We start from the raw sequence: 25,424 nt of genomic DNA, 5'->3' as shown, positions 1-25,424 counted from the left end.
ACGGACGCAACGAATCTGGCTCGAGACGAACGCCGCCTGTCGGCCGCCGGTGCTGCAGCGACCGACAGGCGGTGTATGGGAGGCAGCCGCGGACGTCGGCTGCGCGGGTGAGCGTCGTGACTCAGCTGGCGAAGACGTGCAGGCCGCGGAAGTTGGGCGCGACCGGCGTCGAGCGCACGGTGCTGGTGCCGTGCCTGCGGATCATGAAGCCGTTGCCGCTGGCGTCGACGCCGAAGACCGCTCGTGAGCCCGGCAGCCCGACGATCGTGGGCCACGCGCTGAAGTTCGTGGCGATCTGCGTGCGTCCGCCGCGCCAGCCACCCCGGCCGTTGCCCGGGTAGACGAATGCGGTGCCGTCGCGCAGCACACCCATGATGTCGGCACGCCCATCGCCGTCCCAGTCGCCGACGGCCGCGACGTCGCGCATGTGACCCCAGCCGGTGCCCAGCGAGTGCCGGTTGTCGAAGCCGCCGCTGCCGTTGCCGGCGTAGATGAACAGCTCGCCGGTGCGGGCCACGACCGCAAGAATGTCGGCCCGGCCGTCGCCGGTGTAGTCGGCGCCGCCGGTGATGGCGTTCATGCCGCCCCAGCCCGCGCCGAGGTCTCGCATGTCAGCGAGCTGCCCGGAGGGGGTGCCCGGGTACAGGTGCAGCCGCCCGCCGGAGCTGGTGCGGGCCAGCACGTCGCCGATGCCGTCACCGGTCAGGTCACCGGTCGAGACGACCTTGTCGTACTGCGACCAGTCGACGCCGGAGACACGGGCCGCGAAGGACATGCCCGTGGCACCGATGGGGCTGGTGCGGAACAACGTGTTCGCGGTGCTGCGCATGAGCACGTCGTTGCCGCGGATTCCGCCGCTGGGGCTCGTCACCGGCTCGGGGTTGTTGGGTGCCGGCGGGGCTGTGGATGTGCCGTTCCCGGCGAGTTGCGCTGCGGTGCGCCGAATGTTGCCCATCTGGGCGTACATGTAGCGGCCGGGGCAGGTGGTGTTGCCGACGTCGCGGTGGGCCTGGATGGTCGGTACCGACCGGCCGTTGATCGTCGCGCGGCCGTTGGGCGAGAAGCCGTGCACCCCGGCCTTCCAGGCGATGACCCGGGAGACCGCGTTGACGGCGGCGCCGGGGATCGCGACCTTGTCGTAGTCGCCGAGCACTCCGACGCCCATCGTGTTGGTGTTCCACCCGGAGGCGTGCGCGCCCATGACGCCGCGGTCCAGTCCGCCGGCGCGGCCCTCCCACATCCGGCCCCACTTGTCGATCAACACGTTGTAGGCGACGTCGCTCCAGCCGCGGTCCTTGGTGTGGAACGCGTAGATGCCGCGCATGATGGCGGGCACCTGAGCCTGGGTGTAGTTGTTGGTACCCGCGGTGTGGTGCACGATGACGCCGCGCACCTGCGTGTACGAGGGCGAGCCCTTGCGCCACGACTCGTTGGCACCCCACTGGGCACGGGTGAAGATCGCGGGTCGCCGCTGCGCCGCGTGGGCGGCGCCGGCCTGCGGTGCGCCGACCTGCGCGTCCTGGGCGGCGGAGCCCGGATCGATGATCGACAGCTTGGCGTCGGTGGTCGGACTGCCGGCTCGACCGAGGACGCGCACCTGCACCTGGCTGACGTCGATGAGGACGATCGGGTCCGAGCCGCCGGCGCGCTGGCCGTCGCCGGTCGCGGCATCCGCGGTGACCGAGTCGGAGTCGATGCCCTGCCAGGCCTGCCATGGCGCGTCGGCCCGCTTGGTGCGGTACTGCACGACGGTGCCGGCGGCGGGCGTGGTGCCGTAGGTGACGCCGGCCACGGCGAGGTCGCTGGGCACGTCCTGGGGGGTGGAGACCTCGAGCACCTGCGGCTCGGGAAGGGCGGCCGGATCGACCGGTTGGGCCGGTGGCGGTGCGACGCCATTCTTGGCGTCGGTCGTACGGGTCGCCTGCGCCCTGGCTAGGGCGACATCGGCCGCGGACGTCTTGTCGGCGTCGTCGGCCTTGGCGTTGCCGGGATCGACGAGGTCGACCCGCCGTTCGGAGGTGGGGACGGGCGCGCTGTCGGCAGTTGCCGATGGCGGCGCAGCGGGCAGGACGGTCAGAGCCGGTGTTACCACGAGCGTGGCGACGACACCGGCCAGATGGCGAATCCGCACGGTTGAATGCACTCCCTGTAGGCGTTGTCGCGCACGCTCGGTCCTGCGCGCGCCGGCCCCCCGAGGCGTCCGCGAATCTGGGTCCGCGCCTGGTCCCGGGCACAGACCATCCCGGACGAACTCCGCCCGTGGACGCTCGTGGGAGAACATCGGCGCTCAATGCGCGGAACTAAGGGAAAAGTTGTCGATTCAATCGAGCCCCGGGTCGCCAATCCGGTTCAAAACACACGGAATAGCTCGCAATTCATGGTTTCTGTGGAGTTGCACTCACCCCCGAATTTACGAGGGGCGGTGCGGTCATTCCCTGCCCTTGGTGAGCAACTCACCAGGGCGCGAGCAGGTCACGAACAGGGCACGGACAGGGCACAGGCAGGTCTCGAGCAGGTGTAGATCAGGCATCGGTCAGCGGCCGCCCAGTGGGTCGCGTCAGGGATCGGAGCGCGCGTGGCCGGGCAACCCGGCGCTCTCAGGTCCACGTTCTTGCCATAGATACGTAAGTACGTAATTATGGAGTTATGACATCGACGAGCGAGCGGCTGGCGGCTCTGGAAGAAGCGGTGGCCCGCCTTACCGCGCGGGTGGAGCGGGCCGGCGCGCCGGTCGCGTCCGCCATCGCCACCCCGGATGTCCCGGCCATCCCGAGCGCCGAGACAGCTGTCGAGACAGCTGTCGAGACGGCGGGCGAGACGGCGGGCGGAGCGCCCCACGACGATCCGTTCTGGCTGTTGCAGGAGGTGCTGCGGCGCCGTCCGGACGGCGCTCTCGACTACGCCGGACATCTGCAACTGCCCCATGGGCCCGTGCGTTGGCAGCGCAGCTTCGACCCGGATGCGCTAGTGGAGTCGGACTGGCACCAGGGCGCCGCCCGGCTCGATGCGCTCTCCCACCCGGTGCGACTGCGGCTGCTGCAGCTCGTGCTCACGGGCACCGAGACCACCGCGGCGATGGCGCAGGACGACGAACTCGGCACGACCGGGCAGCTGCACCACCACCTGCGCCAACTCGTCGCCGCGGGCTGGCTCACCTCCGTGAGCCGCGGCCGCTACGCCGTACCGGCGCAGCGCGTCGTGCCCCTGCTGCTCATCGTTGCCGCCGCCACCGAGTGAGCGACGGTGAGCGACCCGCCAGAACCTAGTCCTGTCCCCTGGCCCCCCTGTGCCCCTGACTCCCACGTCCCCTGCCTCCGATCAGACCTGCGATAGGAGCCTCGTTATGCCCACACCAGAGACCAACCCGACCTCCACCGAGTCGACCACTGAGGCGACCACAGAGGCGACCACCGGGCACCTGACCGACCCGACCAGGCCGGCCGGGTCGACCCGGCGCACGCTGGCCTTCGTGCTCGCGGTCGCCGTAGCGGTCGGTGCCGCCCTCGCCGTCTTCGTCGGGCCGAACCCCAGACTGGGGCACGGGGCCGAACGGCAGACCGGCGATCCTGCGCTCATCGCGCAGGTCGAAAGCCTGGTCGGAGACGGCCGCGGGCTGAGCGCCCTCTCCGCCGCTCGCGTCGAAGCAGGAGAGGCTCCAGAGGGCACCGCCCGGTACGCCGGGTTCGGCGATGTCGGCGGCGACCCGCGGGCGGCCGGCGATCCACCGACCTCCGATACGCCCTTCGAACTGGGGTCGATCACCAAGGTGTTCACCGGGATGCTGCTCGCCGACGCCGTCGAGCGGGGCGAGGCCGCGCTGACCGATCCCCTCTCGCAGCACCTGCCCGAGTTGGCCGGGACGCCCGCCGGTGGCGTCACCCTCGAAGCCCTCGCGATGCACACCAGCGGCCTGCCGCGACTGCCCGCGGACATGACGGGTCTGGCGGGGTTGGGCTCCTCCTTCGCGCCCGGCAACCCGTACGAGGGCTGGACCACCGAGGGCGTGATCGACGCCGCAGCCACCGCGACCCTCACGCAGGGGGGCCAGGAGGAGTACTCCAACTTCGGGACGGCCCTGCTGGGCGACGCGCTGGCCCGCGCCGCCGGCTCTGGCTCGTACGCCGAGTTGCTGACGAACCGGCTGCTCACCCCCCTGGGCATGGAGTCGACGACCATCGTTCCCGCCGCCGGCGCCGAGCCGGCCGGTCTGGCGACGCCCCGCACCGTCAACGGTCGCGTCATGGCGCCGTGGACCGGCGCGGCGTTCGCCTGGGCAGGCACCTCGACCCGCACCACCGCCGCAGACCTGACCAAGCTCGCGAGCGCCCTCCTGGACGGCAGCGCCCCCGGCGCAGACTCGATGACGCCGCGCCCCGGCCCCGACGGCACCGCCACGGGCGGCCTCGGCTGGGCGATCAGTGAACGGGACGGACGCACGATCACCTGGCACAACGGCGGCACGGGCGGCACCCACACCATACTGGCCCTGGATCGGGACGCGGGCCGCGCCGGCATCGCGCTGGCCACCACGGACGACCGGCTCGTGGATTCCCTGGGCATGGCCCTGGCGACCGACGCCGGCGACGTGCCCGGGCCGGGACTGGGGCCACTCGGACTCGTCAGCCTCATCGTCGCCCCGATCACGCTGCTGGTGCTGCTCGTTCGGCTGTTGCGGCCGCGACAGCGCACCCGCATCGGGCTCGCCACGGCATCCATCGACGCGCTGATCGGGTTGGTGCTCGTGCTGGTCGCCGGGCCGTGGGCTGCAGTGCCGGCGTGGGCCTTGGGCGCGCTCGCCGGAGGACTCGGTGGAGCCATCGTCTGTGCCGGACTGCTCGCCGCCCGCTCCCCCAACCTGCCAGAGAAGGGCCGGATCAGCGCCTTCGTGTCGCTGGCCATCAGCCTGATCCTGCTCGTGGCCCTGGCCTGGGTGCTGTGGTGACCCGGCGCCTCCTGGCGGCCTAACGGCCGACCTCAGCTGGCACCCGCGTAGGGGCCCGCCGAACAGCGGGCCCCTACGCGGGTTTGATTCGAGCGTGGTTCAGCGGTACTCGTAAACCTGGATTCAGTGGTCCTCGCCCTTGGCGGGCTTGGGGGCCGGCTGGCCGATGTCCGCGAGCAGCTGCGTGAACCAGTCCTGGGTGATGTCGAACGCCTTGTGCCCGGCGATCCGCTCGAACTCGATGGCGCGCAGTTCGTCGTCGCGCTCCTCGTCGTTGCCGATGACCCCCGGCTCGCCGGCCAACGCCTTGTCGACGGCCAGGTCGGTCATCGCCTTGATGAGGCCCAGGTCGTACTCGTTCGCCGCGGCGGAGCGGGCGAAGTAGCCCGACTTCTGCACGTTGACCTTCTCGGCGCCGATCTTGTCGGCGAACTGCTTGGCGAACCACTGACCCGGGTTGATCTCGTTGAGGCGCACGTGCCCGAACGCGTCCCGCGGCACCTCCTCGCCGGCAGCCTCCATCGCCGCGACGATCTCGGGCACCCCGGCGCCCTCGGAGACGAACAGCGACACGCACCCGATCTCGTCCATGACCTTGCGCAGGCGCTGCGCCTCCGCCTCGACATCCAGCTCGGCCTCCGGCACGTAGACGCCGTGCACGTCCCAGGCCTCCTTGGACAGCCCGATCTCCGGCAGCCACTGACGGCCGTCGAGCCACTCGCGATACTTGCGAGCGGTAGCGGCGGTCAGCCAGCCGCAGGCGCGGCCCATGACCTCGTGCACGATGAGCATCCGGGAGCCGGAATTGTGCTCGGCCAAGATGTTCTGCGCGAAGACCGAGCCCTGCTCGGCGGCGGTGTCGGCGCCCAGGGACTGGCGGATCGGCACGATGTCGTTGTCGATCGTCTTCGGCAGGCCGACGACGACGAGCGGGTGGCCGGCGTCCTCGACGTGCTTGGCCAGGTCGGCCGCGGTCGTGTTGGTGTCGTCGCCGCCGATCGTGTGCAGCACGTCGACGTCGTCGTCGGTGAGGCGCTTGGCGGCGAACTCCAGCGGGTCGACACCCTCGGGCACCAGGCCGCGCTTGACGAGGTCCTTGGTGTTCGTCAGCTTGACCCGCGAGTTGCCGACCGGCGAGCCGCCGTACTCGTGCAGCAACGCCGCGTTCTGGCGCACGGTGTCGGTGACGGTCAGGTAATCGCCGGTCAGCAGGCCCTGGTAGCCGTGCTTGTAGGCGATGATCTCGACCTGCGGGGCGAGCTCGGTGTAGCGCTCGATGAGTCCACCGATGGCGGAGGACAGGCAGGGGGCGTAACCACCGGCGGTGAGCAGGGCCACACGACGAACAGACATGACATCAGCTCCGAAACTTGAGGACAGCATGGGTCGCCGCCAGCCTAGCGAGCGGGCCGGTCGGCTGGCGGCGAGGTGATCAGTCCCGGCTGAGCTGACCGATCATCGGTCTGACTCCCCCGCGTCGGGGAAGGTCCAGGTGTGGACCGGCTCGTTGGCGTGCATGCGCTCGATGTAGGCGGCGAGCATCCTGGTCAAGGCTGTGTAGCGGTCGTCGCCGGCGTCCTCGAAACGGCGGACCGCGTCGAGCTGCCAGGTGGCCCCGTTCTGCCGGGTCAGGCAGCGGCCCTCGATGATGCCGAGGTAGTGGTCGACGACCTGCCCGCCGACGCCCAGGGCCGCCAGACCGTCGGCGGCCGCCGGCAGCAGGTGCCGCAGCATGAGCTCGTCGGGGCTGATCGCGTTGAAGCCCGGCCAGTACATGCGCCCGAACATGCCGTCGCGGGCCCCGTGCCGGAAGTTGGTCTCCGCGGCCGAGAAGCTCATCTGCGTCCACACCGGGCGGTCCTCGGTGGCAAAGGTGTGCAGTGCGCCGTAGTAGAACGCGCTGTTCGCCATCGTGTCGGCGACCGTGGGACCGGCCGGCAACACCCGGTTCTCCACCCGCAGATGGGGGCGGCCGCCGTGGGTGTCGTAGATCGGCCGGTTCCAACGGTAGATCGTGCCGTTGTGCAGCTTGAGTTCCTTCAGCTCCGGCGGTTGCCCGCCCTCGAGCACGGCGACCGGATCCTCGTCGCTGACCTCCGGCAGCAGCGACGGGTAGTAGCGCACGTTGTCCTCGAAGAGGTCGAAGATCGAGGTGATCCAGCGGTCTCCGAAGGTCACGCGGGGGCGTACCCCCTGATTGGCCAGCTCGATCGGGCGAGTGTCGGCGGCCTGGGTGAACAGCGGGATGCGGGTCTCGTGCCACAGCGCCTTACCGCAGAAGAACGGCGAGTTGGCCGCGATCGCCACCTGCGGCCCCACGAGGGCCTGCGCGGCGTTCCAGTAGGCGGCGAAGTCGCCCGGCGCGACTTGCAGGTGCAATTGCACAGAGGTGCAGGCCGATTCGGGCGCGATCGAGCCGGAGTAGAGGGCCAGCCGCTCCCCCGTCGGCCCCTGGATGTCGATGAGCATGTCTTCGCCGCGAGCCCGCATCATCGCGTCGTTGAGGGCCAGGTAGCGGCGGTTCGCGCTCATCCACTCCGATGATTCGAAGTGGTCGGTCGTGACCGTCGGCAGGATCCCGACCGAGACGATGTCGGACCCGGCGGAGCGGGAGCGCTCGCGGGCCCGGTTCATCGCCGAGCGCACGTCCTCCTCCAACACCTGCATCGCGTCGTCGTTGAGCACCCGGGGGTCGACATTGCACTCGATGTTGAACTGGGCCAGCTCGGTCTGGAACGCCGAGTCGTCGATCGCCTCGAGCACCGCCGTGTTGTTGTAGCTGGGTTGCAGTGATTCGTCGACGAGGTACAACTCGATCTCCATGCCGGTCATCGGCACGTCGGAGTCGAAGCTGCTCGTTACGAGCATCCGTTCGAAGACGTCGAGGTTTTGCAGCACCTTTTCGCGGTACCGGCGGCGCTGCTCGTTCGACCACTCGTTGCCGGCGACTTCTTGGCCCATGGCTGTACCTCGTTCTCGCGTCGTGAGCTCGCGAGGTCGCCGCCCCGCGATTCGTGGGGCCATTCTGTCGGGCCGGGGCCGTAAGGGCGCGCCACACACCCACCCCAAACCGCCGAAAGTCCCACTTTCGGTCGAGATTCCCAGAAAGAACTATGGATCTCGCCCGAGCGTGGGACTTTCGGCGGTAGATCAGGCCTGTTCGAAGGCCTCGGGGGGCGGGCAGGTGCAGATGAGGTTGCGGTCGCCGTAGGCGCCGTCGATGCGGCGCACGGGCGGCCAGTACTTGCTGCGCGGGTCGACCCCGGGCGGATACACGGCCTGGGCGCGCGAGTACGGGGCGGTCCACTCCTGGGTCAGGCACAGCGCGGTGTGCGGGGCGGCGCGCAGGGCACTGTCGGCGACGTCGACGTCACCGTCGCCCACCTCCTCGATCTCGGCCCGGATGGCGATCATCGCGTCGCAGAACCGGTCCAGTTCGGTGCGGTCCTCGCTCTCGGTCGGCTCGACCATGAGCGTGCCGGCGACCGGGAAGCTCATCGTCGGGGCGTGGAAGCCGTAGTCGATGAGCCGCTTGGCGACGTCCTCGACGGTGACGCCCGTGCGCTTGGTCAGCTCGCGCAGGTCGAGGATGCACTCGTGGGCCACGATGCCGTCCCTGCCGGAGTACAGCACCGGGTAGTGCTCGCGCAGCCGGGCCGCGACGTAGTTGGCGTTGAGCACGGCCACCCCGGTGGCCTTCGTCAGGCCCGCCGCCCCCATGAGCCGCAGGTAGGCCCAGGAGATCGGCAGCACGCCGGCCGAGCCGTAGGGGGCGCCGACGCTCGGCCCGTCACTGGTCTCCGGACCGGCGGCCGGGTCGAACGGGTGGTTCGGCAGGTACGGGGCCAGGTGCTTGCGCACGCCGACCGGCCCGACTCCCGGGCCGCCGCCGCCGTGCGGGATGGCGAACGTCTTGTGCAGGTTGAGGTGGCTCGCGTCGCCGCCGAAGTGCCCGGGCCGGGCGACCCCGACGAGCGCGTTCATGTTGGCGCCGTCGATGTAGACCTGGCCGCCGGCCGCATGCACGAGGTCGGTCAGCTCGGTGATCGTGTCCTCGTACACCCCGTGCGTGGAGGGGTAGGTGACCATGATCGCCGCGAGCTTGTCCCCGTGCTGCTCGACCTTGGCGCGCAGGTCGTCCATGTCGATGGAGCCGTCGTCCGTCGACTTCACGACGACGACCCGCAGGCCGGCCATGACCGCGCTCGCCGCGTTGGTGCCGTGCGCCGAGGAGGGGATGAGGCAGATGTCGCGCTCGGTCTGCCCGTTGTCGCGGTGGTAGGCGCGGATCGCCATGAGGGCGGCCAGCTCGCCGGTGGCCCCGGAGTTGGGCTGCACGCTCACCGCGTCGTACCCGGTGAGGTCGCCCAGCCAGGCCTCCAGGTCGTCGACCATCCGGCGGTAGCCACGGCTCTGCTCGGCCGGGACGAACGGGTGGATGTCGGCGAACTCCGGCCACGTGATGCAGTCCATCTCGGTGGCCGCGTTGAGCTTCATCGTGCACGAGCCCAGCGGGATCATGCCGCGGTCGAGGGCGTAGTCGCGGTCGGCGAGGCGCTTGAGGTAGCGCATCATCGCCGTCTCGTTGTGGAAGGTGTTGAACACCGGCTGAGCCAGCCAGTCGTCGGTGCGCACCGACTCGCCGTCCCACTCCGAGGCCAGGTCGACGGCCTCGATGTCGACCCGCCCCACCGGCTCCGAATCGACGCCGAAAGCGGCCAGCACCGCGGTGGCGTCCTGCGGGGTGGTCTGCTGGTCGGTGGACAGCCACACGGTGTCCTCGTCGGCGCGCCACAGGTTGATGCCGCTCTCGCGAGCCGCGGACACGACCTCCTCGGCCCGCCCCGGCACCCGCACCGCCAGGGTGTCGAAGAAGCGGTCATGGAGCACCTCGACGCCGGCCGCACGCAGGCGGTCGGCGATCGCGGTGGCCAGGCCGTGCACCCGCAGCGCGACCCGGCGCAGCCCGCCCGGCCCGTGGTAGACCGCGTACATGGAGGCGAGCACCGCCAGCAGCACCTGCGCGGTGCAGATGTTGCTCGTCGCCTTCTCGCGGCGGATGTGCTGTTCGCGGGTCTGCAGGGCGAGCCGGTAGCCGAGCTCCCCCGCCGCGTCCTTGCTGACGCCGACGAGCCGCCCGGGCATCGTGCGCTCGAGGCCGGAGCGCACGCACATGTAGCCGGCGTGCGGGCCCCCGAAGCCCATCGGCACCCCGAACCGCTGGCTCGTGCCGACCGCGACATCGGCGCCCCACTGCCCCGGGGGCGTGGCCAGCGTCAGCGCCAGCAGGTCGGCGCAGGCGGTGACGAGCGCCTTGGCCTCGTGCGCGGCCTCGGTCAGGGCACGCAGCTCAGCCGTGGGCGGCAGGTAGCCGTCGGCGCCGGGGTACTGGACCATGACCCCGAACACGTCGCGGTCACCGGCGGCGGCGCGCAACGCCTCCGGACTGTCGATGCCCGCGCCGACGATGTCGGCGACGACGACCTCGATGCCGATCGGCAGGGCACGGGTGCGGATCACGCCGAGGCTCTGCGGGAACACCGACTCGTCGACGAGGAGCACCGCGCCCTTGGGCGCCTTGCTCGCCCGTCGCATGAGGGTCATCGCCTCGGCCGCCGCGGTCGATTCGTCGAGGAGTGAGGAGTTGGCGGTGTCGAGCCCGGTCAGCTCGGAGACGACGGTCTGGAAGTTGAGCAGCGCCTCGAGACGACCCTGGGAGATCTCCGGCTGGTAGGGCGTGTAGGCCGTGTACCAGGAAGGGTTCTGCAGGATGTTGCGCTTGATGACCGAGGGGATGACGGTGCCGTAGTAGCCGAGGCCGATCATCGAGGTGAGCACGGTGTTCTGGGCCGCGATCTCGCGCAGCTCGGCGAGCACGGCCTGCTCGCTGGCGGCGGCCTCGATGGCCAACGGCTTGCCGGAGCGGATCGCCCCCGGCAGCGTGGTGTCGATGAGGTCGTCGAGGCTGTCCTTGCCGACCACGCCGAGCATGTCTGCGATGTCCTCGTCGCGGGGGCCCAGGTGGCGAGCGACGAACGGGGTGGCGACGTTCAGCTCGATGGGTACGGCGCCGATGCGGGGGTCATGCTGGTCGGTGTCCTGCTGGTCAGTGGTCTGGCTGTCGATGCTCACGGGCTAGCTCCCTGCTCCGGGCGGCCCGGGCCCGTGCGGCTCCCGCGCTGATCGGGGTGTCGATCGGCGCTACGCCAGCACGGCCGGGTCTGCGAGTCGATGTGCCCTCCCCACCTGTCGCCACGCCGGTGTGACTCCAAGGGTGCCTGCCTCGCGCGGTCCTGGTGCCTGAGAGTTTCCGGGGAGGTTTGCTCCTTCGGCGCCGCACGTCACCACGCAACCGACCCCGGGTGACCGTGACCGGCCAGCGGGATCGGAACGCGTCGACGCACGGCTCTCCCGCGCGAGGTGATCAGCGGGTAGAGGTTATCACTGGCGGCGGGTGCCTCAGCTGATGCGGCGATTGCGACGCCGCACGCTCAACTCGTCCATCGAGTCGCCGGCGGGGGCGGTGCCCTCGGCGGCACCCTCTGCTTCGAGTCGCTCGGTGGGCAGCGTGGCCAGCTCGCCCTCGACCTCGCGCCAGACCCGACCGACCGCGATGCCGAAGACGCCCTGGCCGCCCTGCAGCAGGTCGATGACCTCGTCGCTGCTCGTGCACTCGTAGACGCTGGCGCCATCGCTCATGAGGGTCAGCTGGGCCAGGTCGTCGACCCCGCGCTCCCGCAGGTGGCCGACGGCGATGCGGATCTGCTGCAGCGACACCCCGGTGTCGAGCAGCCGCTTGACGACCTTGAGCACGAGCACGTCGCGAAAACCGTAGAGCCGCGCGGTGCCCGAGCCGGTGGCCGTGCGGATCGACGGCTCGACGAGGCCGGTGCGCGCCCAGTAGTCGAGCTGGCGGTAGGTGATGCCGGCCGCACGGCAGGCGATGGGGCCGCGGTAGCCCTCGTCGTCGGCAAGGTCGGGCAGGTCATCGGTGAACAGCACACCCTGGTCGCCGGTGATCCGACGCCCAGTAGGGGTCTCGCTGGAGTTCACGTCAGCCTCCTCGGGTGCGACCTGGGCCGGGGCGGTCGCTCCGGGCGGGTGCGTGGCACAGGGTGTGATCGTCACCGAGTCTTGCGGTGACATATACGACGCTACGGGCCCTGTCCAGGGGCGTCAATCACCGACGCATCGTCGCGTTTCGGCGTGTCGCGCTGAGCTTTCGATCGAGGGTTGAGGGCTGCAGGAGCATCCCCCAAATCCCTTACTCTCAACTCGACAGTTAGATGAAAAGCGCCTGTTCAGCGCTGTCTGGCTGCAGTTGGGCCGAGCCCATGCATGAAGAAGTGCGCGGGCGCGCGCCGTCAGCTCTCGCGTCGTTCCGGTTCGCTCGGACCGCCCGGCGTGTCGAAGTCCTCGGCCGAGACCTGGTCGAGGAACTCACGGAACCGTTCGACCTCGTCGTCCTGGTCTTCGGTGACGACGACACCAGCCTCGTCGATGACAGCGTCCTCGCACCGGATCGGCACGTCCGTGCGCAGCGCCAACGCGATGGCGTCGGAGGTGCGGGAGCTGACCTGCACGCCTTCGGCGAAGACGAGGCTGGCGTAGAACACGTTGTCGCGCAGTTCGACGATGCGCACCTCGGCGAGCTGGTGCCCTAGCCCGGCGATGACATCCCGGAGCAGATCGTGGGTCAGCGGGCGCGGTGGGGTGACCCCCTGCTGGGCGAAGGCGATCGCCGCCGCCTCCGCGGCACCGATCCACACCGGCAGGTATCGGTCTCCGTCACGCTCGCGCAGCAGGACGATGGGCTGGTTGGTCGGCATCTCCACGCGGACGCCGAGAACGTCGAGATCGCGCACTACTCCACGCTACCCCGCGAGACCGGCCGGTGTCGGATGACGACCATCGCCCTTGAACGCCGCCGACAGCCGCGGGGTCGAGAACACCCCGTCGAAACGTCTGTCGAAACCCCCGTCGAACCCTCGGGAGACCGGCACCGCCACTCGGCGCTCGGATCAGGCGCGCAGGGCGGCCCGAACGAGCGCGGTGTGCAAGGCGATCCCGTGGGCGAGGATCTCGGCCGTGAGCAGTTCACCCCGTTCGGGGTCGCGCCCGCGCACCGGGGCCACGACCTGCTGGGCCAACCCGATCTCGCGGTCGGCGGCCGTGCGGAACGGCCGCAGGTGGCGAGCCTCGATGCCGTAGGAACCCAACGCGGCGGCGGCTGCGGCGATCGGCAGCGCGTAGGCGTCGAAGTGGCCGCCGCTGTCGGGCTGCAACAGCCCGTAACCCACGAGCGCATCCAGCATCGCGGGGCTCAGACCGCTGGCCTTGAGCACCTCGGCCCGGGTCAGTCGCAGGGGCTTGGCGGGCTCGGCCAACCGCCGCGCCGACGGAACGGCAGGGTCGTGCTCCGGCTTCGGGACCTGCGGCCGCTGGTCGCTGTCCCCCGCCGGATCGAGTCCGCGATCCAACGCATCGAGAGCTTCGCGGATGACCTTCAGCGGCCAGAAGCGGTCGCGTTGGGCGGTCAGGATGTAGCGCAGCCGCTGCACATCCTCTTCGTCGAAGCTGCGGTAGCCAGCCGGGGTGCGTTGGGGATTGATGAGGCCCCGCGACTCCAGAAAGCGGATCTTGCTGACCGTGACGTCGGGGAAGTCGGCGCGCAACTCGTCCAGCACTGCACCGATGGAGCGACGGCCGGCGTGGTGGCTCTGCGCCACGGCGTCAGTTCGCGCGGCGCGCGGTGTAGAAGACCAGCCGGTACTTGCCGATCTGCACCTCGTCGCCGGGTCGCAGCACGGCCTGGTCGACGAGCTCGCGGTTGACGTAGGTGCCGTTGAGGGAGCCCACATCGCGCACCACGAACGAGTCACCCTCTACCTGGAAGACCGCGTGCTTGCGCGAGACCGTCACATCGTCGAGGAAAATGTCGCTGTCCGGATGCCGACCCGTGGTCGTCGTCGGAGCGTCGAGCAGGAAGCGGGCACCCGTGTTCGGGCCCCGCAGCACGAGCAACAACGCCGTGCCGGGGCGCAGAGCGTCGATCGTCGCGTGGTCGTCGGTGGACAGGCCCGCGTCGGCGTCGCCGAACGACTCGGGCTGCTCACCGGAGAGGCCTTGGAAGTGCTGGGTCGCCGGGTCGAACGGGCGGCGCGTGGGGTCCTGGCCGTCCTTGGCCGGCTGGCGCCCAGTGTTGCGCTCGTCGGGGCCCTGACCTTCGCCGTTCCGCTGCTCGTCGTTGCCCGAGGCCTCGACCACTACGTCACCCGCTTCCTCGCCGTCTCAACCTGACGTGAAACCTGAAACTCCACGATAGGCCATCACCACGCCCACCAGCGCCCGGCCCGCCGCGTGACCGAGGCCGGGTGTGGTTGTGCGCCAGTCTCGCTCCGCCCGGTGCGCCAGTCCGTGCCGGCCGCACCGGGCAGGCCTTTGGTTACAGGCTCTCTTCGTAGGCGCTGTCGTCCATGAGCTCCTCGAGAGCACCGGTGTCGGAGAGCTTGATCTCGAACATCCAGCCGTCGCCGTAGGGGTCGGAGTTGACCAGCTCGGGGGTGGCGTCCAGTGCCTCGTTGACGGCGGTCACCTCGCCGTCCAGCGGGCAGTACAGGTCGCTGACCGACTTGGTCGACTCGATCTCACCGCAGGTGTCGCCGGCGCTGAGGGTGTCACCGACAGGGGGCAGGCTCACGTAGACGACGTCACCCAGCGCGTCCTGGGCGTAGGAGGTGATGCCGACGCGCACGACGCCGTCCTGCCCGGTGCGCACCCATTCGTGCTCGCTGGTGTAACGCAGGTCCTCCGGGAACTCCAGATCGGGCATGACGCTCCTTGTCAGTGGCGGTGCTCGTGAGGGCCACGAGCGGGGTGCTGGTCAGTAGGTCGAACCTACCGCGTCACGAGCCCGGCGAGGCAGTCTCTGGGCTCGCTTCGGGTCGAGCGTAACGAGGCGCGACTGGGGTGTGCAATGCGGTGATCCGCACCCCATCCTGCTGGCTGACGGCGATCGTCGCGCCGACTCCGCGCACCGTCTCGACGACTCCACCAGGAATGTTCATCGCCGAGGCCAGCGTCTGCGCGTCGCCGATCGCGAGGATCGCGTACGGATTGGGCAGCGGCTTGCCGTCGACGAGGACCGCGCCGCTGGGGTCCTCCGCGACGTAGCTGGAGGCGACGACCCGCACCCCGCCGACCTGAATCGCCTCCGCGCCGGCGTCGCGCAGCTCCTGGATGGCGTTGAGCAGCGTCGCCGAACCCACGGTGCGCCCCGGGTCGGTGATGGTGATGCGAACGCCAGGACCGCGGGCAGCCACCGTGCCCGCAAGGATGCCGAGTGCATCCGCCCGTTCGGTGGCGGCCGCGCGGGCCTGCGTCGGGTCCAGCCCCTGCTCTCGCTCCAGCCGGTCCCGCTCGGCAGTCAGCCGCGTGATCTCCTCGTCGAGGCGCGCCGACCGTTGGTTCACCGAATCCAACACCGCGACGAGCTCGCCCTGGCGCAGACTCTCCAGCCCACTCTGGCGCGTCTGCCCCACCTGCGCCGAGATCGCGATGCCCAGCAGCACCGCGAGGACGCCGACGACCACGCCCGAGCGGGAGGGACGGAGGCGGGCCGCGCGCCACAGGTCCCCCCACGAACGGGCCCTGGTCGGCTCAGTGGTCGGCGCCCTGGTCGGCTCAGTGGTCGGCTCCGTGCCTCGTGCCTGGCTCTCGTCCTGACCCTCCGACTCGCCCCCTGATTGCTGGGTCGGCTCGTTGCTCATGCTCATCACGCCTTGAAGAGATGCCGGCGGATGGAGGCGACATTGGAGAAGATCCGCACGCCAAGGACCACGACGACCCCGGTGGACAGTTGCGCGCCGACCCCCAGTTGGTCACCGAGGAACACGATGAGCGCCGCGACGACCGTGTTCGAGACGAACGAGACGACGAAGACCTTGTCGTCGAAGATCCCGTCGAGCACCGCCCGGATGCCGCCGAACACGGCATCCAGAGCGGCGATCACGGCGATCGGCAGGTAGGGCTGCAGCCACAGCGGCACGTTCGGCTGCAGGATCAGCCCGATCGCCAGGCCGACGAGCAGGCCGATGGCGGGGATCATGAGGGGGCCTCCTGCGGGGTCGTAGAGGTTTGGTTGGGTGAGGTCTCGGTCGGAGTGGTCGTCGCCGGGGTCTGCGAGGCCTCGGGGCGGGCGTAGCGCAGCGTCAGAGCGGTGCCGGCGGGCACGGCGCCCTGGGGCAGGGTGCGCACGTCGGTGCGCGCGCCGTAGGCGGAGGCCAGTTGCTCGAGGTAGGCGCCCCCTTCGCCGGCGGAGAAGCGGCTGCCCAGATCGGGGGCGCCGAGCGCGGTGATGACGTACGGCCGCGTCAGGGGGCGGTAGTTGACCAGGATGGCCTGCCCGGCGAACCGGATGGCCGAGGTGGAGGTCAGCCGGTGTCCGTTGATGGCGATGGCCTCGGCGCCGGCACCCCAGAGCGCGTTGGCGACGGCCTGCACGTCGCTGGCCACGACTCGGCCGGGGTTGAACTGGCCGCCGCGTTCGGCCTCGTTCGGCCCGGCCGGCAGCGCCGACTCCGGGGCGTCGTCGAGGGTGATCTGCACCGCCGGCCCCGCCATCGCGACGGTGCCGACGAGGAGACCGAGGGTGGCGGCGCGGGTCGCGGCCTGCCCGTTGTCGGGGTCGCCGCTGCGCTGCAGAGCTGCGATCTGGGACTGCAGCGTCGCCACCTGCTCCCCGCGCTGCGCCACCGCAGCGTTGGCCGCGTCGACCCGCTGCACGAGCTCTTCGCGGGCCTGCGCCGAAGCGGCGGCGGGCAGCCGAAGGTTGACGATGGCGGTGCCCACGAGGAGCCCGAGCAGGACGGTCACCGTCAGCACGACGAGCCGGGTGGTGGGCCGAACGCCGGGCGAGCGACCCCCCTCCTGCTGCGCCTTCTTGCGGGCGGCCGCGGCCGCGTAACCGGGGTCGATGGGTGAGCGCATGATCTCGTTGATCAGCGTCATCGAGGCGTCGACCGGCCCCCGGCGCGGCGGTGCGCCGGAGTCTGTCGATGGTCCGGAGTCCGTGCCTGGGGAGCTCGCGGGACTCACGATCACAGCCCGAAGACGTTGCCCGCGACATCCAGGCGCAGTTGGGCCAGCAAGACGACGACCGCGACGGCGACGAAAACCAAGAGCCCGGCGTACGGCCACAGTTGTGCGCCGAGGGCGCGCAGCCCGGCGCCGAACACCCCGTCGCGCAGGTTACGCAGCGTGACGACGATGAACATCGGGATCGTCACCGCCCACACGACCATGCACCAGGGGCACAGGGTGCCGAGCACGTACACGCTTTGGGAGATGAGCCAGAGGACCATGACCAGCCCCGCGGCGACCCCGAGGTTGAACAGCAGCCAGTACCAACGGGCGATGGCCGGTGCGGCCCATGTGGTGACGCCCGCGCAGATGACGCACGCGAAGCCGAACAACCCGAGATAGGGGTTGGGGAAGCCGAAGAGGGCGCCCTGCGGGGAGTCCAGGTTGGCGCTGCACTGCACGAGAATCGAGACGTCGCAGCTGAGCGCGCCCAGCGGATTGCGCAGCTGTTCGATCTTCTCGATCGCCAGCGCCAGCGAGGCGATGAGCCCGATGAGCCCGGAGATCAGCAGGTAGAGCCCGTAGCCGAACGACGGGCGCGCCGGTGGCGCGTCGATCGTGTTGGTGTCCTGCGACATCCGCTCCCCTACCAGCGACTCACCTCGGCCCCGCGAGGCTTCGGCCCAGTGTAGGCGGGCGATCGCAACGATCCCGCAGTGCCTGGTTCGTGCGTCGCGTCGCTGTGGGCGCATACTCCTGCGGGGACCTCGAGGCGCCACCTCGGGGCCGCGAAGCTGACCGGCGTAGGCGAGGAGGAGGTTGGACTGTGGCGTTCCGCCGACATCTGGCCGACACCCGGCCGCTGCAGAACCTCTACTTCCGCCGGCTGTGGCTCGCGAACATCGCGACGGTCATCGGGGCGCAACTGACGATCGTGTCGGTGCCCGCGCAGATCTACCTCATCACCGGCTCGTCGGCCTACGTCGGGCTGACCGGCGTGTTCGGCCTTGTGCCGCTCGTCGTGTTCGGGCTGTACGGCGGGGCGCTGGCCGATGTCTTCGACCGGCGCACGATCTTGATCGTCACGACATGGGGACTGATCCTGACGACCGGCGGTCTGTGGGTGCAGGCGGCGCTGGGCAACCAGAACGTGTGGCTCCTGCTCGGGTTGTTCGCCGCACAGCAGGCGTTCTTCGCGGTCAATCAGCCGACGCGCAGCGCGATGCTGCCCAAGATCTTGCCGGCCGAGCAACTGCCGGCAGCGAACGCCTTGTCGATGACGCTGTTCGGGGCCGGGGCGGTCGCCGGGCCGTTGCTCGGTGGAGCGTTGATCCCGGTGCTGGGCTTCGCCTGGTTGTACTTTCTCGACACCCTGACCATCTTCGCGACGTTGTGGGCGGTGACCCAGCTCCCGAAGCTGCCGGTAGAGGGCGCGACGGGCCGGGCGGGATGGCGCTCGGTCATCGAGGGGTTTGTGTACTTGCGGGGCCACCCGGTGCTGCTCATGTCGTTCGTCGTCGACCTCATCGCGATGTTCTTCGGGATGCCGCGGGCGCTCTTTCCGGAGGTGGCGCAGAGTTCGTTCGGCGGTCCGCCGGCCGGCGGGTTGGCGTTCGCCGTGCTCTTCGCGGCGATGCCGGCGGGCGTGGTGCTCGGCGGGGTGATCTCGGGGTGGGTGTCGCGGGTGCAGCGGCAGGGCCTGGCGGTGGTGGCCTGCATCGTCGTGTGGGGTGCGGCGATCGTCGTGCTGGGCGCGGCCGTGCTCATGGCGGACGGGCCCTCGATGCCGCTGCTTTCGCTGGCGGCGCTGGCGCTGGCGGTCGGTGGCGCGGCGGACATGGCCTCATCGGCGTTCCGCACCAGCATGTTGCAGGCGTCGGCCAGCGACGCGGTCCGCGGCCGCCTGCAGGGCGTCTTCATCGTCGTCGTCGCCGGCGGCCCTCGCCTTGCCGACGTCGCCCACGGCGCAGCCTCTCCGCTCATCGGCCCCGGCTGGACCATCACCGCCGGCGGCATCCTGACCATCGTCGGCGTCCTGCTCGCCGCCGCCCTCGCCCCCGCCTTCATCCGCTACCGCGTGTGAGGCGGCCGGTCGCGTCGGCGAGTCTGCGGGCCGACTGGACTACCGCTAGCCCCACTGGACAACTCCGGCCCCACTGGGCAACTGCTCGAGCGATGGTCCAGTCGGGTCCGCGATTGCCCAGTGGGGTCGGCGTGTCAGTCGGAGCCGTACCTGGCAGCGAGGGTCTGGGCGCGATCGCGTAGGGCCGCGCGCAGCTCTTCGGGAGCCAGGACCTCGGCGGCGGTGCCCAGTTGCCAGACCGCCCAGACAGCGTGGCGCAGGTCCTCGAAGGCCACCTCCAGGCGAACGCGACCGTCGGGTTCGGCTGCTTCCAGACGGACGGAGCGGGCGTTGTTCAACAGATCCTCGCGGCGCGCCGGGGCGACCCTGACCACGACGGCGAGGTGGTTCTCGGAGAGGAATCGGGCGCTGCGTTGGGCCCAGATGCGGTCCAGGTCGACCTGAGTCGGTCGCTCTGCGGGGTCGGGTAGCTGCTCGGCGGTCAGCATCCGCGACAGCCGATAGGTGCGGTCCTGTCCCGTCTTGGTCGCCAGCAGGTACGTGCGGCCGCGAACCGTGACGAGGCCGATCGGGTCGACGGTGTGCTGCGTAGGCGGCCGGTCGGGAGCGGCGTAGTCGAATCGCAGGCGGTGGCCCGTGAGTACGGCCTGGCGAACACTGCCCATGACGGCGCGCGTCACCTCTTCGCTGGCTGCCGGCCGGGAGAGCAGATCGGTCTCCGGCTCGACGAGGAAGCGGCTGGCGGCGGCGTCGAGACCGGAGCGGTGGCCTTCCGGCAGCGCGTCCACCACCTTGCGCATCGCGGAGGCGAGCGCTGCGCTGAGGCCGAACACCTTCTCCCCTCGCCCCGAACCGGCGGTCAGCAACGCGAGGGCCTCGTCGTGGTTCAGCCCGGTCAGCTCGGTACGGAAGCCGGGCAGCAGCCAGAACCCACCGTGGCGGCCTCGGTCGGAGCCGACCGGGACTCCCGCCGTGGACAGCGCCTCGATGTCGCGCAGCACCGTGCGGGTCGACACCTCCAGCTCGCCGGCCAGCGCCGCTGCCGTCATCCGACCGCGCTGGCGCAGCAGCAGCACCAGGGACACGAGCCGATCCGCACGCACCCTTCATTCTCCCAAGAAATCATGACAAGAGGTGTCGTGATTCGTTGCCAAGCTCGTCGTGCGGGCGTTGCCGCGGTGGCTGCCGGAGTCGCCGGGCGCCCGCTGCGAGAAGGAGTGACATGGAGCGCACAGCAATCAACCCGGTATCGTGGTCCCTGGCGATGGGGTTCAACCAGGGCGAAGTCGTCTGCGGGCAGAGCCGGACCCTGTTCATCTCGGGCCAGACCGCGATGAGCGCGGACGGCGCTCCGCTGCACGCCGACGACATGGGAGCGCAACTTGCGCTGGCCGTGGACAACCTCGAAGCCGTGCTCCACGAGGCCGGGATGTCGTTGAGCAACCTCGTGCGCCTCAACGTCTACGTCACCGACGTGGACGCCCTGTTCGGGCACTACGGCGTTCTCGCCGGGCGACTGGGCGCCGCCGGGGTAGCCCCGACCACGACCATGCTCGAGGTCACCCGGCTCGCTGTTGTCGGCCAGCTCGTCGAACTCGAAGGCACCGCCGTCGCCTGACGCGCAAGCGCCTGCGCACCCGGAGACGACGAAGCCCTGGTGAGTGAATCGCTCACCAGGGCTTTCCGTCGGGATGACAGGATTTGAACCTGCGACCCCTTGACCCCCAGTCAAGTGCGCTACCAAGCTGCGCCACATCCCGGTACCCTCTCGGGCCTTCGGCAGACTACCTCATCGCGGCGTGCCGGTCCGAATCGCCTCGCGCGCTGGACCGGCTCGCCCGGATGTCGGGCTGCTCAGCGTGCTTCAGCGGTCGCGGCGACGCTTCTCGCGAACGCGCACGGACAGCTCGATCGGGGAGCCGACGAAGCCGAACTGCTCGCGCAGGCGCCGCTCCAGGAAGCGCCGGTAACTCGCCTCCAGGAAGCCGGAGGCGAAGACCACGAACCGCGGCGGACGCGTCGCGGCCTGGGTCGCAAACAGGATCCGCGGCTGCTTGCCGCCGCGCACCGGGTGCGGGTGGGCGGCCACGACCTCGCCGAGGAAGGCGTTGAGCTTGGCCGTCGGGATGCGGGTGTCCCACGACTCCAGCGCCGTCTCCAACGCGGGCACCAGCTTGTCCATGTGCCGGCCGGTGCGCGCCGAGATGTTGACCCGGGGTGCCCACTGGATCTGCACGAGCTCCTTGTTGATCTCGCGTTCCAGGTAGTAGCGGCGCTCCTCATCGAGGGTGTCCCACTTGTTGTAGGCGATGACCAGGGCCCGGCCGGCGTCGACCACCTGCTGGATGACGCGGATGTCCTGCTCGGCCATCGGGTCGCCGGCGTCGATGAGCACGACCGCGACCTCCGCCTTCTCCAGCGCGGTACGCGTGCGGAGGGAGGCGTAGAAGTCCGCCCCGCGGGTCTGGTGCACCCGGCGCCGAATACCGGCCGTGTCGACGAAGCGCCAGGTCTTGCCGGCCAGCTCGATGTACTCGTCGACCGGATCGCGGGTCGTGCCCGCCACGTCGTCGACGACGACGCGCTCGCTGCCCGCCAGCTTGTTCAGCAGGCTCGACTTGCCGACGTTCGGTCGGCCCAGCAGCGCCACGCGCCGCGGTCCCCCGCGCCGGTACGCCCCAGAGACCGCCGAGACCTCCGGCAGCACGTCGAGGATCGCGTCGAGCATGTCGCCGCTGCCGCGCCCGTGCAGCGCCGACACCGGCCACGGCTGCCCCAGCCCCAGCGACCACAACATCGCCGCGTCGGCCTCCGCGCGCTCGTCGTCGACCTTGTTGGCCACGAGCACCACCGGCTTGCGCGAGCGACGCAGCAGCTTGACGACCGCCTCGTCCGCGTCCGTCGCGCCGACCGTGGCGTCGACGACGAACATCACCGCGTCGGCCAGTTCGATCGCCACCTCGGCCTGCTCGGCGACCCGCAAGTGGATGCCGGTCGAGCCGACCTCCCAGCCGCCGGTGTCGACCAGCGTGAACCGTCGCCCGGCCCACTCCGCGTCGTAGGCCACCCGGTCGCGGGTGACTCCCGGGACGTCCTCGACCACGGCCTCCCGGCGGCCCAGGATGCGGTTGACGAGCGTCGACTTGCCCACGTTGGCCCGCCCCACGACGGCGACGACCGGGTAGGCCGCCTCGCCGTCGTCCTCGGCGTCTTCGATGTCGCCGCGCTCGAGCAGCGCCTGGTCGTCGAGGTCGAGGTCGAAGACGGCCAGCCCGGCCCGCAACACCCGCTCGACGTCCTCGTCGGCCACCCCGTCGCCCGCCCCAGGGGCATCGACCGATGGGCCCGCATCGCCCGTATCGTCCGTCTCGCCAGTGGCGCCGTGCTGCTCGCCAGGCTCGCCATGGTCGTCTGCGACCCAGGTCTCGTCCTCGATCTCGCCGTCGCCGAAGTCGTCGTCGCCCTCCCACATCGCGGTGCTGGCCACGATCGCCAGAACGGCCGCGACCGACTCCTCGAAGTCCAGCTCGGAGGTGTCCAGCAATGTCACGCCGGGGGCCGGCTCGAGAAAGGCGGTCACCTGGGCGTCGTCGCTGTCGCGGCGCACCACCTCGTCGCGGATCTCCTCGATCCGCTGCGCCCCCTGCGCGCCGTGCAACTGTTCGGCGCGGCGCCGCAGCCGGGCCTCCTGGCTGGCCACGAGCAGGATGCGGGCGTCCGCGTCGGGCGCCACGACGGTGGTGATGTCGCGACCCTCGGCCACGATGCCCAGCCCGGTGTCGCGGGCCTGCTCGATGATCGAGCGCTGCATCTCGATGAGCCGTTCGCGAACTGCCGGGACGGAGGCGACCGCGGACACCACCGCGCTGATCCGAGACTCACGGACCGCCTCGGTGACGTCGACGTCGTCGACCGCGATCGTGGGCGCCTCGGGATCGACCCCCACGGACAGGCCCACGCTGTCGACGTGATCGACGACGGCCTGCGGGTCGCTCAGGTCGACCCCGGCCTCCAGAGCCGACCAGGTGACGGCTCGGTACATGGCGCCGGTGTCGAGGTAGGCGACGTCGAGGCGTTGCGCGGCCGCGCGCGACACGCTGGACTTGCCGGAGCCTGACGGTCCGTCGATCGCGACGACCGGAGGCATGGGCTGGGACGACGAACTCATCGGAGCAGCCTATCCGCTGCCCCGACCCCTCAATCCCGCACGTTCCAGCCGCGGCGGCGCAGCGCCTCGATGAGGGGTTCGACGGCCTGCGGGACGACCGAGACCTGCACGATGCCCACCTGGCGGCCGACCTCGTGCTCGATGTGCAGATCCTCCATGTTGACGCCCTCGGCGCCGATGTCGTGCAGCAGGCGGGCCACGGTCCCCGGCTCGTCGGCCACGACCACCGTGACGACCCCGTAGGCCACCGCCGTCAAACCGTGCTTGCCGGGGATGCGGGCGTGCCCGGCGTTGCCGTCGGCGACCAGGGCCGCCAATACGCCTCGGGCTCCCGGCGCCAGCGCATCCGGATTGTCGCCGATCGCGTCGAGCGCGGCGACGACACCGCCGAGGTCGCGGGCCAGCTCGGCGAGGATGTCGCGGACCGCGCTGGCGTTACCGACGAGAATCTGGGTCCACAGCGCCGGATCGCTGGCGGCGATGCGAGTCACGTCGCGCAGTCCCTGACCGGCCAACGCCACCGACTCCGTCGGCAACTCACGCAGGCGGGAGGCCACGAGACTGGCGGCGACCTGCGGCACATGGGACACCGCGGCCACCGCCGCGTCGTGCTCGGCGGCCTCCATTCGGGTCACCACCGCGCCGGCGAGTTCGGCCAGGGCGCAGACCTGCTCGACGCGGCCGGGATGACTGTTCGAGGTCGGCACGACGACCCAGGGCCGCCCCTGGAACAGGTCGGAGCGCCCCGAGATCGCCCCGCTGCGCTCGCGCCCGGCCATGGGGTGGCCGCCCACGTAGCGGCTGGCATCGGCGCCCGCCTCGGCCAGCTCGTGGGCGATCACCCGCTTGACGGAGGCCACGTCGGTCACCGTCGCCTGCGGAAACCGGGTCAGTTGCTGGGCGACCACGTCCCCCGTGACATCGGGGGGCGCCGCGACGACGATCAACTCCGGGGCCGGGTCGTCGTCGGTTGCGAGGCGACCCGCGCCGAGGTCGGCTGCGAGCGCGACGGCCGTCGGTGAGGGGTCGCTGAGGCTCACCTCGACACCCCGGTCACGGATGGCGAGACCGATGCTGGTGCCGATCAGCCCCGTGCCGACGATTCGAACCCGGCTCAGCGCGGCCACGTACGCCACTTCGACCGGCAGGTGCGTCCGCTGGCGCCCGCGCGTCCGTGGCAGCGGCCCGCGAACCGGCTGGCCCGCGTCACCGGCGGCAACGACGTGACGCGGCATGGGCAGACTCGGATGATGTGCGGGCTCATAGCTCCGCCGCCTGGAACAACTCGCCGATCTCCTTGCCGTTCAGCGGCCGCATCCGGCCCGTCTTGAGGTCGCGCAGCAGCACCGGGCCCACCTGCACCCGGGTCAGCGTGAGGACCGGGTGCCCCACCGCCTCCAGGAGGCGACGCACGATGTGCTTGCGCCCCTCGTGCAGCACGACCTCGACGATCGCCTTGCCTGGGGCCGAGTCGACGAGCTTGAACGAATCGACCTTCGCCGGCCCGTCCTCCAGCTCGACCCCGGCGCGCAGCGTGCGGCCCACGTCGCGGCCGACGGGCCCGGGCACGGTCGCGATGTACGTCTTGGGCACCCCGTAGGAGGGGTGTTGCAGCCGGTGCGCCAGCTCCCCGTCGTTGGTCAGGAGGATGAGTCCGTCGGTGTCGGAGTCGAGCCGGCCCACGTGGAAGAGGCGTTCGCCGCGGCGGCCGACGTAGTCCCCGAGGCTGGGGCGGCCCTGCTCGTCGTTCATCGTGGAGACCACGCCGAGCGGCTTGTTGAACGCGAAGTACACGCGGCTGGAGTCGAGTTGGATGCGGATGCCGTCGACATGCACGCTCTGGCCGAGCGGGTCGATCCGCACGCCGAGTTCGGTGACGACCTGCCCGTCGACCTCTACGCGCCCCGCGGCGATGAGCTGCTCGCACGCCCGGCGGCTACCGACGCCTGCGGCCGCCAGCAGCTTCTGCAGCCGCACCCCCGCGGGGTCGTGCACGTCCACGGGCTCGATGTCGCGGCCCTGCCGGGACGCCCCCGATCGTGGCTGATCCGCTCGTGACTGGGGTCGCGGCTGGGTGGGTCGCCCGCGCCGGCCCGCACGCACTCGTCGCGGACCGCCGCCGGCGGCTCCAGAGCGACCGGCTCCCTCGC

General features: G+C 70.8%; 21 protein-coding genes, 1 tRNA gene and 1 riboswitch. Of the genes, 4 read left to right on the top strand and 18 right to left on the bottom strand.

Annotated features, from left to right (window positions below; translation table 11 throughout):
• Positions 1 to 121: 121 nt before the first annotated feature.
• Entirely contained in the window at positions 122 to 2,131 is a 2,010-nt protein-coding gene (locus KILIM_RS22340) for an FG-GAP-like repeat-containing protein (RefSeq protein ID WP_006592733.1), read from the bottom strand.
• Between the two features lie 515 nt (positions 2,132 to 2,646).
• Between KILIM_RS22340 and KILIM_RS10885 the strand changes: the two genes are divergently transcribed.
• On the top strand, positions 2,647 to 3,237 hold the full coding sequence (locus KILIM_RS10885) for a helix-turn-helix domain-containing protein (RefSeq protein WP_006592732.1): 591 nt from the start codon (positions 2,647 to 2,649) through the stop codon (positions 3,235 to 3,237).
• Between the two features lie 106 nt (positions 3,238 to 3,343).
• Complete coding sequence (locus tag KILIM_RS22335; RefSeq protein WP_006592731.1) at positions 3,344 to 4,942, top strand: serine hydrolase domain-containing protein; 1,599 nt, start codon at positions 3,344 to 3,346, stop codon at positions 4,940 to 4,942.
• 123 nt (positions 4,943 to 5,065) lie between these two features.
• Here KILIM_RS22335 and KILIM_RS10875 read toward each other — a convergent pair whose 3' ends face one another.
• The 12 genes from KILIM_RS10875 to KILIM_RS10820 form a co-directional block, all read right to left on the bottom strand.
• Positions 5,066 to 6,295: a pyrophosphate--fructose-6-phosphate 1-phosphotransferase gene (locus tag KILIM_RS10875; protein WP_006592730.1), complete on the bottom strand. Its 1,230-nt coding sequence runs from the start codon at positions 6,293 to 6,295 to the stop codon at positions 5,066 to 5,068.
• 102 nt (positions 6,296 to 6,397) lie between these two features.
• Entirely contained in the window at positions 6,398 to 7,903 is a 1,506-nt protein-coding gene (locus KILIM_RS10870; RefSeq protein ID WP_006592729.1) for a glutamate-cysteine ligase family protein, read from the bottom strand.
• Between the two features lie 189 nt (positions 7,904 to 8,092).
• Positions 8,093 to 11,017, bottom strand: a complete 2,925-nt coding sequence (gcvP, locus tag KILIM_RS10865) for an aminomethyl-transferring glycine dehydrogenase (RefSeq protein WP_051988749.1) — start codon at positions 11,015 to 11,017, stop codon at positions 8,093 to 8,095.
• A 203-nt stretch (positions 11,018 to 11,220) separates the two neighbouring features.
• Positions 11,221 to 11,366, bottom strand: a riboswitch (glycine riboswitch).
• 35 nt (positions 11,367 to 11,401) lie between these two features.
• On the bottom strand, positions 11,402 to 11,995 hold the full coding sequence (locus KILIM_RS10860; RefSeq protein WP_006592727.1) for a MerR family transcriptional regulator: 594 nt from the start codon (positions 11,993 to 11,995) through the stop codon (positions 11,402 to 11,404).
• 311 nt (positions 11,996 to 12,306) lie between these two features.
• Complete coding sequence (locus KILIM_RS10855) at positions 12,307 to 12,807, bottom strand: bifunctional nuclease family protein (RefSeq protein ID WP_006592726.1); 501 nt, start codon at positions 12,805 to 12,807, stop codon at positions 12,307 to 12,309.
• Positions 12,808 to 12,963: 156 nt separating this feature from the next.
• Complete coding sequence (gene ftsR / locus KILIM_RS10850; RefSeq protein ID WP_006592725.1) at positions 12,964 to 13,671, bottom strand: transcriptional regulator FtsR; 708 nt, start codon at positions 13,669 to 13,671, stop codon at positions 12,964 to 12,966.
• A 4-nt stretch (positions 13,672 to 13,675) separates the two neighbouring features.
• Positions 13,676 to 14,209: an FHA domain-containing protein gene (locus tag KILIM_RS25290; protein WP_006592724.1), complete on the bottom strand. Its 534-nt coding sequence runs from the start codon at positions 14,207 to 14,209 to the stop codon at positions 13,676 to 13,678.
• 178 nt (positions 14,210 to 14,387) lie between these two features.
• Positions 14,388 to 14,774 carry a glycine cleavage system protein GcvH gene (gene gcvH / locus KILIM_RS10840; RefSeq protein WP_006592723.1) on the bottom strand — a complete coding sequence of 129 codons (387 nt, stop codon included), beginning with the start codon at positions 14,772 to 14,774 and terminating at the stop codon, positions 14,388 to 14,390.
• Positions 14,775 to 14,847: 73 nt separating this feature from the next.
• A complete protein-coding gene (locus KILIM_RS10835; RefSeq protein WP_083876088.1) occupies positions 14,848 to 15,711 on the bottom strand; it encodes a DUF881 domain-containing protein in 864 nt (287 codons plus the stop codon).
• Between the two features lie 5 nt (positions 15,712 to 15,716).
• Positions 15,717 to 16,049, bottom strand: a complete 333-nt coding sequence (locus KILIM_RS10830; protein ID WP_006592721.1) for a small basic family protein — start codon at positions 16,047 to 16,049, stop codon at positions 15,717 to 15,719.
• Positions 16,046 to 16,951 carry a DUF881 domain-containing protein gene (locus KILIM_RS10825; protein WP_006592720.1) on the bottom strand — a complete coding sequence of 302 codons (906 nt, stop codon included), beginning with the start codon at positions 16,949 to 16,951 and terminating at the stop codon, positions 16,046 to 16,048. The genes KILIM_RS10830 and KILIM_RS10825 overlap by 4 nt, the downstream gene beginning before the upstream one ends.
• Positions 16,952 to 17,040: 89 nt before the next feature.
• A complete protein-coding gene (locus KILIM_RS10820; protein WP_006592719.1) occupies positions 17,041 to 17,661 on the bottom strand; it encodes a vitamin K epoxide reductase family protein in 621 nt (206 codons plus the stop codon).
• A 188-nt stretch (positions 17,662 to 17,849) separates the two neighbouring features.
• Between KILIM_RS10820 and KILIM_RS10815 the strand changes: the two genes are divergently transcribed.
• Positions 17,850 to 19,106, top strand: coding sequence for an MFS transporter (locus tag KILIM_RS10815; protein ID WP_006592718.1), 1,257 nt, complete (start codon positions 17,850 to 17,852; stop codon positions 19,104 to 19,106).
• Positions 19,107 to 19,240: 134 nt separating this feature from the next.
• On the opposite strand, the gene KILIM_RS10810 is transcribed toward KILIM_RS10815, so the two are convergent.
• On the bottom strand, positions 19,241 to 20,191 hold the full coding sequence (locus KILIM_RS10810) for a helix-turn-helix transcriptional regulator (protein WP_255247639.1): 951 nt from the start codon (positions 20,189 to 20,191) through the stop codon (positions 19,241 to 19,243).
• Between the two features lie 137 nt (positions 20,192 to 20,328).
• On the opposite strand from KILIM_RS10810, the gene KILIM_RS10805 reads away from it, so the two are divergent.
• Positions 20,329 to 20,724: a RidA family protein gene (locus KILIM_RS10805; protein WP_006592716.1), complete on the top strand. Its 396-nt coding sequence runs from the start codon at positions 20,329 to 20,331 to the stop codon at positions 20,722 to 20,724.
• A 68-nt stretch (positions 20,725 to 20,792) separates the two neighbouring features.
• On the opposite strand, the gene KILIM_RS10800 is transcribed toward KILIM_RS10805, so the two are convergent.
• The 4 genes from KILIM_RS10800 to KILIM_RS10785 form a co-directional block, all read right to left on the bottom strand.
• Positions 20,793 to 20,866, bottom strand: a tRNA-Pro gene (locus KILIM_RS10800).
• Positions 20,867 to 20,970: 104 nt separating this feature from the next.
• The gene (gene der / locus KILIM_RS10795; protein WP_006592715.1) at positions 20,971 to 23,274 is read right to left on the bottom strand and encodes a bifunctional cytidylate kinase/GTPase Der; all 2,304 of its coding nucleotides are present in this window, start codon (positions 23,272 to 23,274) and stop codon (positions 20,971 to 20,973) included.
• A 29-nt stretch (positions 23,275 to 23,303) separates the two neighbouring features.
• Positions 23,304 to 24,509 (bottom strand): prephenate dehydrogenase, encoded by a 1,206-nt coding sequence (locus tag KILIM_RS10790; protein ID WP_006592714.1) that lies wholly within the window; start codon positions 24,507 to 24,509, stop codon positions 23,304 to 23,306.
• 25 nt (positions 24,510 to 24,534) lie between these two features.
• Positions 24,535 to 25,377, bottom strand: a complete 843-nt coding sequence (locus KILIM_RS10785) for a pseudouridine synthase (protein WP_006592713.1) — start codon at positions 25,375 to 25,377, stop codon at positions 24,535 to 24,537.
• Positions 25,378 to 25,424 lie beyond the last annotated feature (47 nt).

Origin of the sequence: Kineosphaera limosa NBRC 100340 (assembly GCF_000298215.1) — a bacterium.
Taxonomy (GTDB): Bacteria; Actinomycetota; Actinomycetes; order Actinomycetales; family Dermatophilaceae; genus Kineosphaera; species Kineosphaera limosa.
This window is presented reverse-complemented; position numbering and strand designations above follow the sequence as displayed.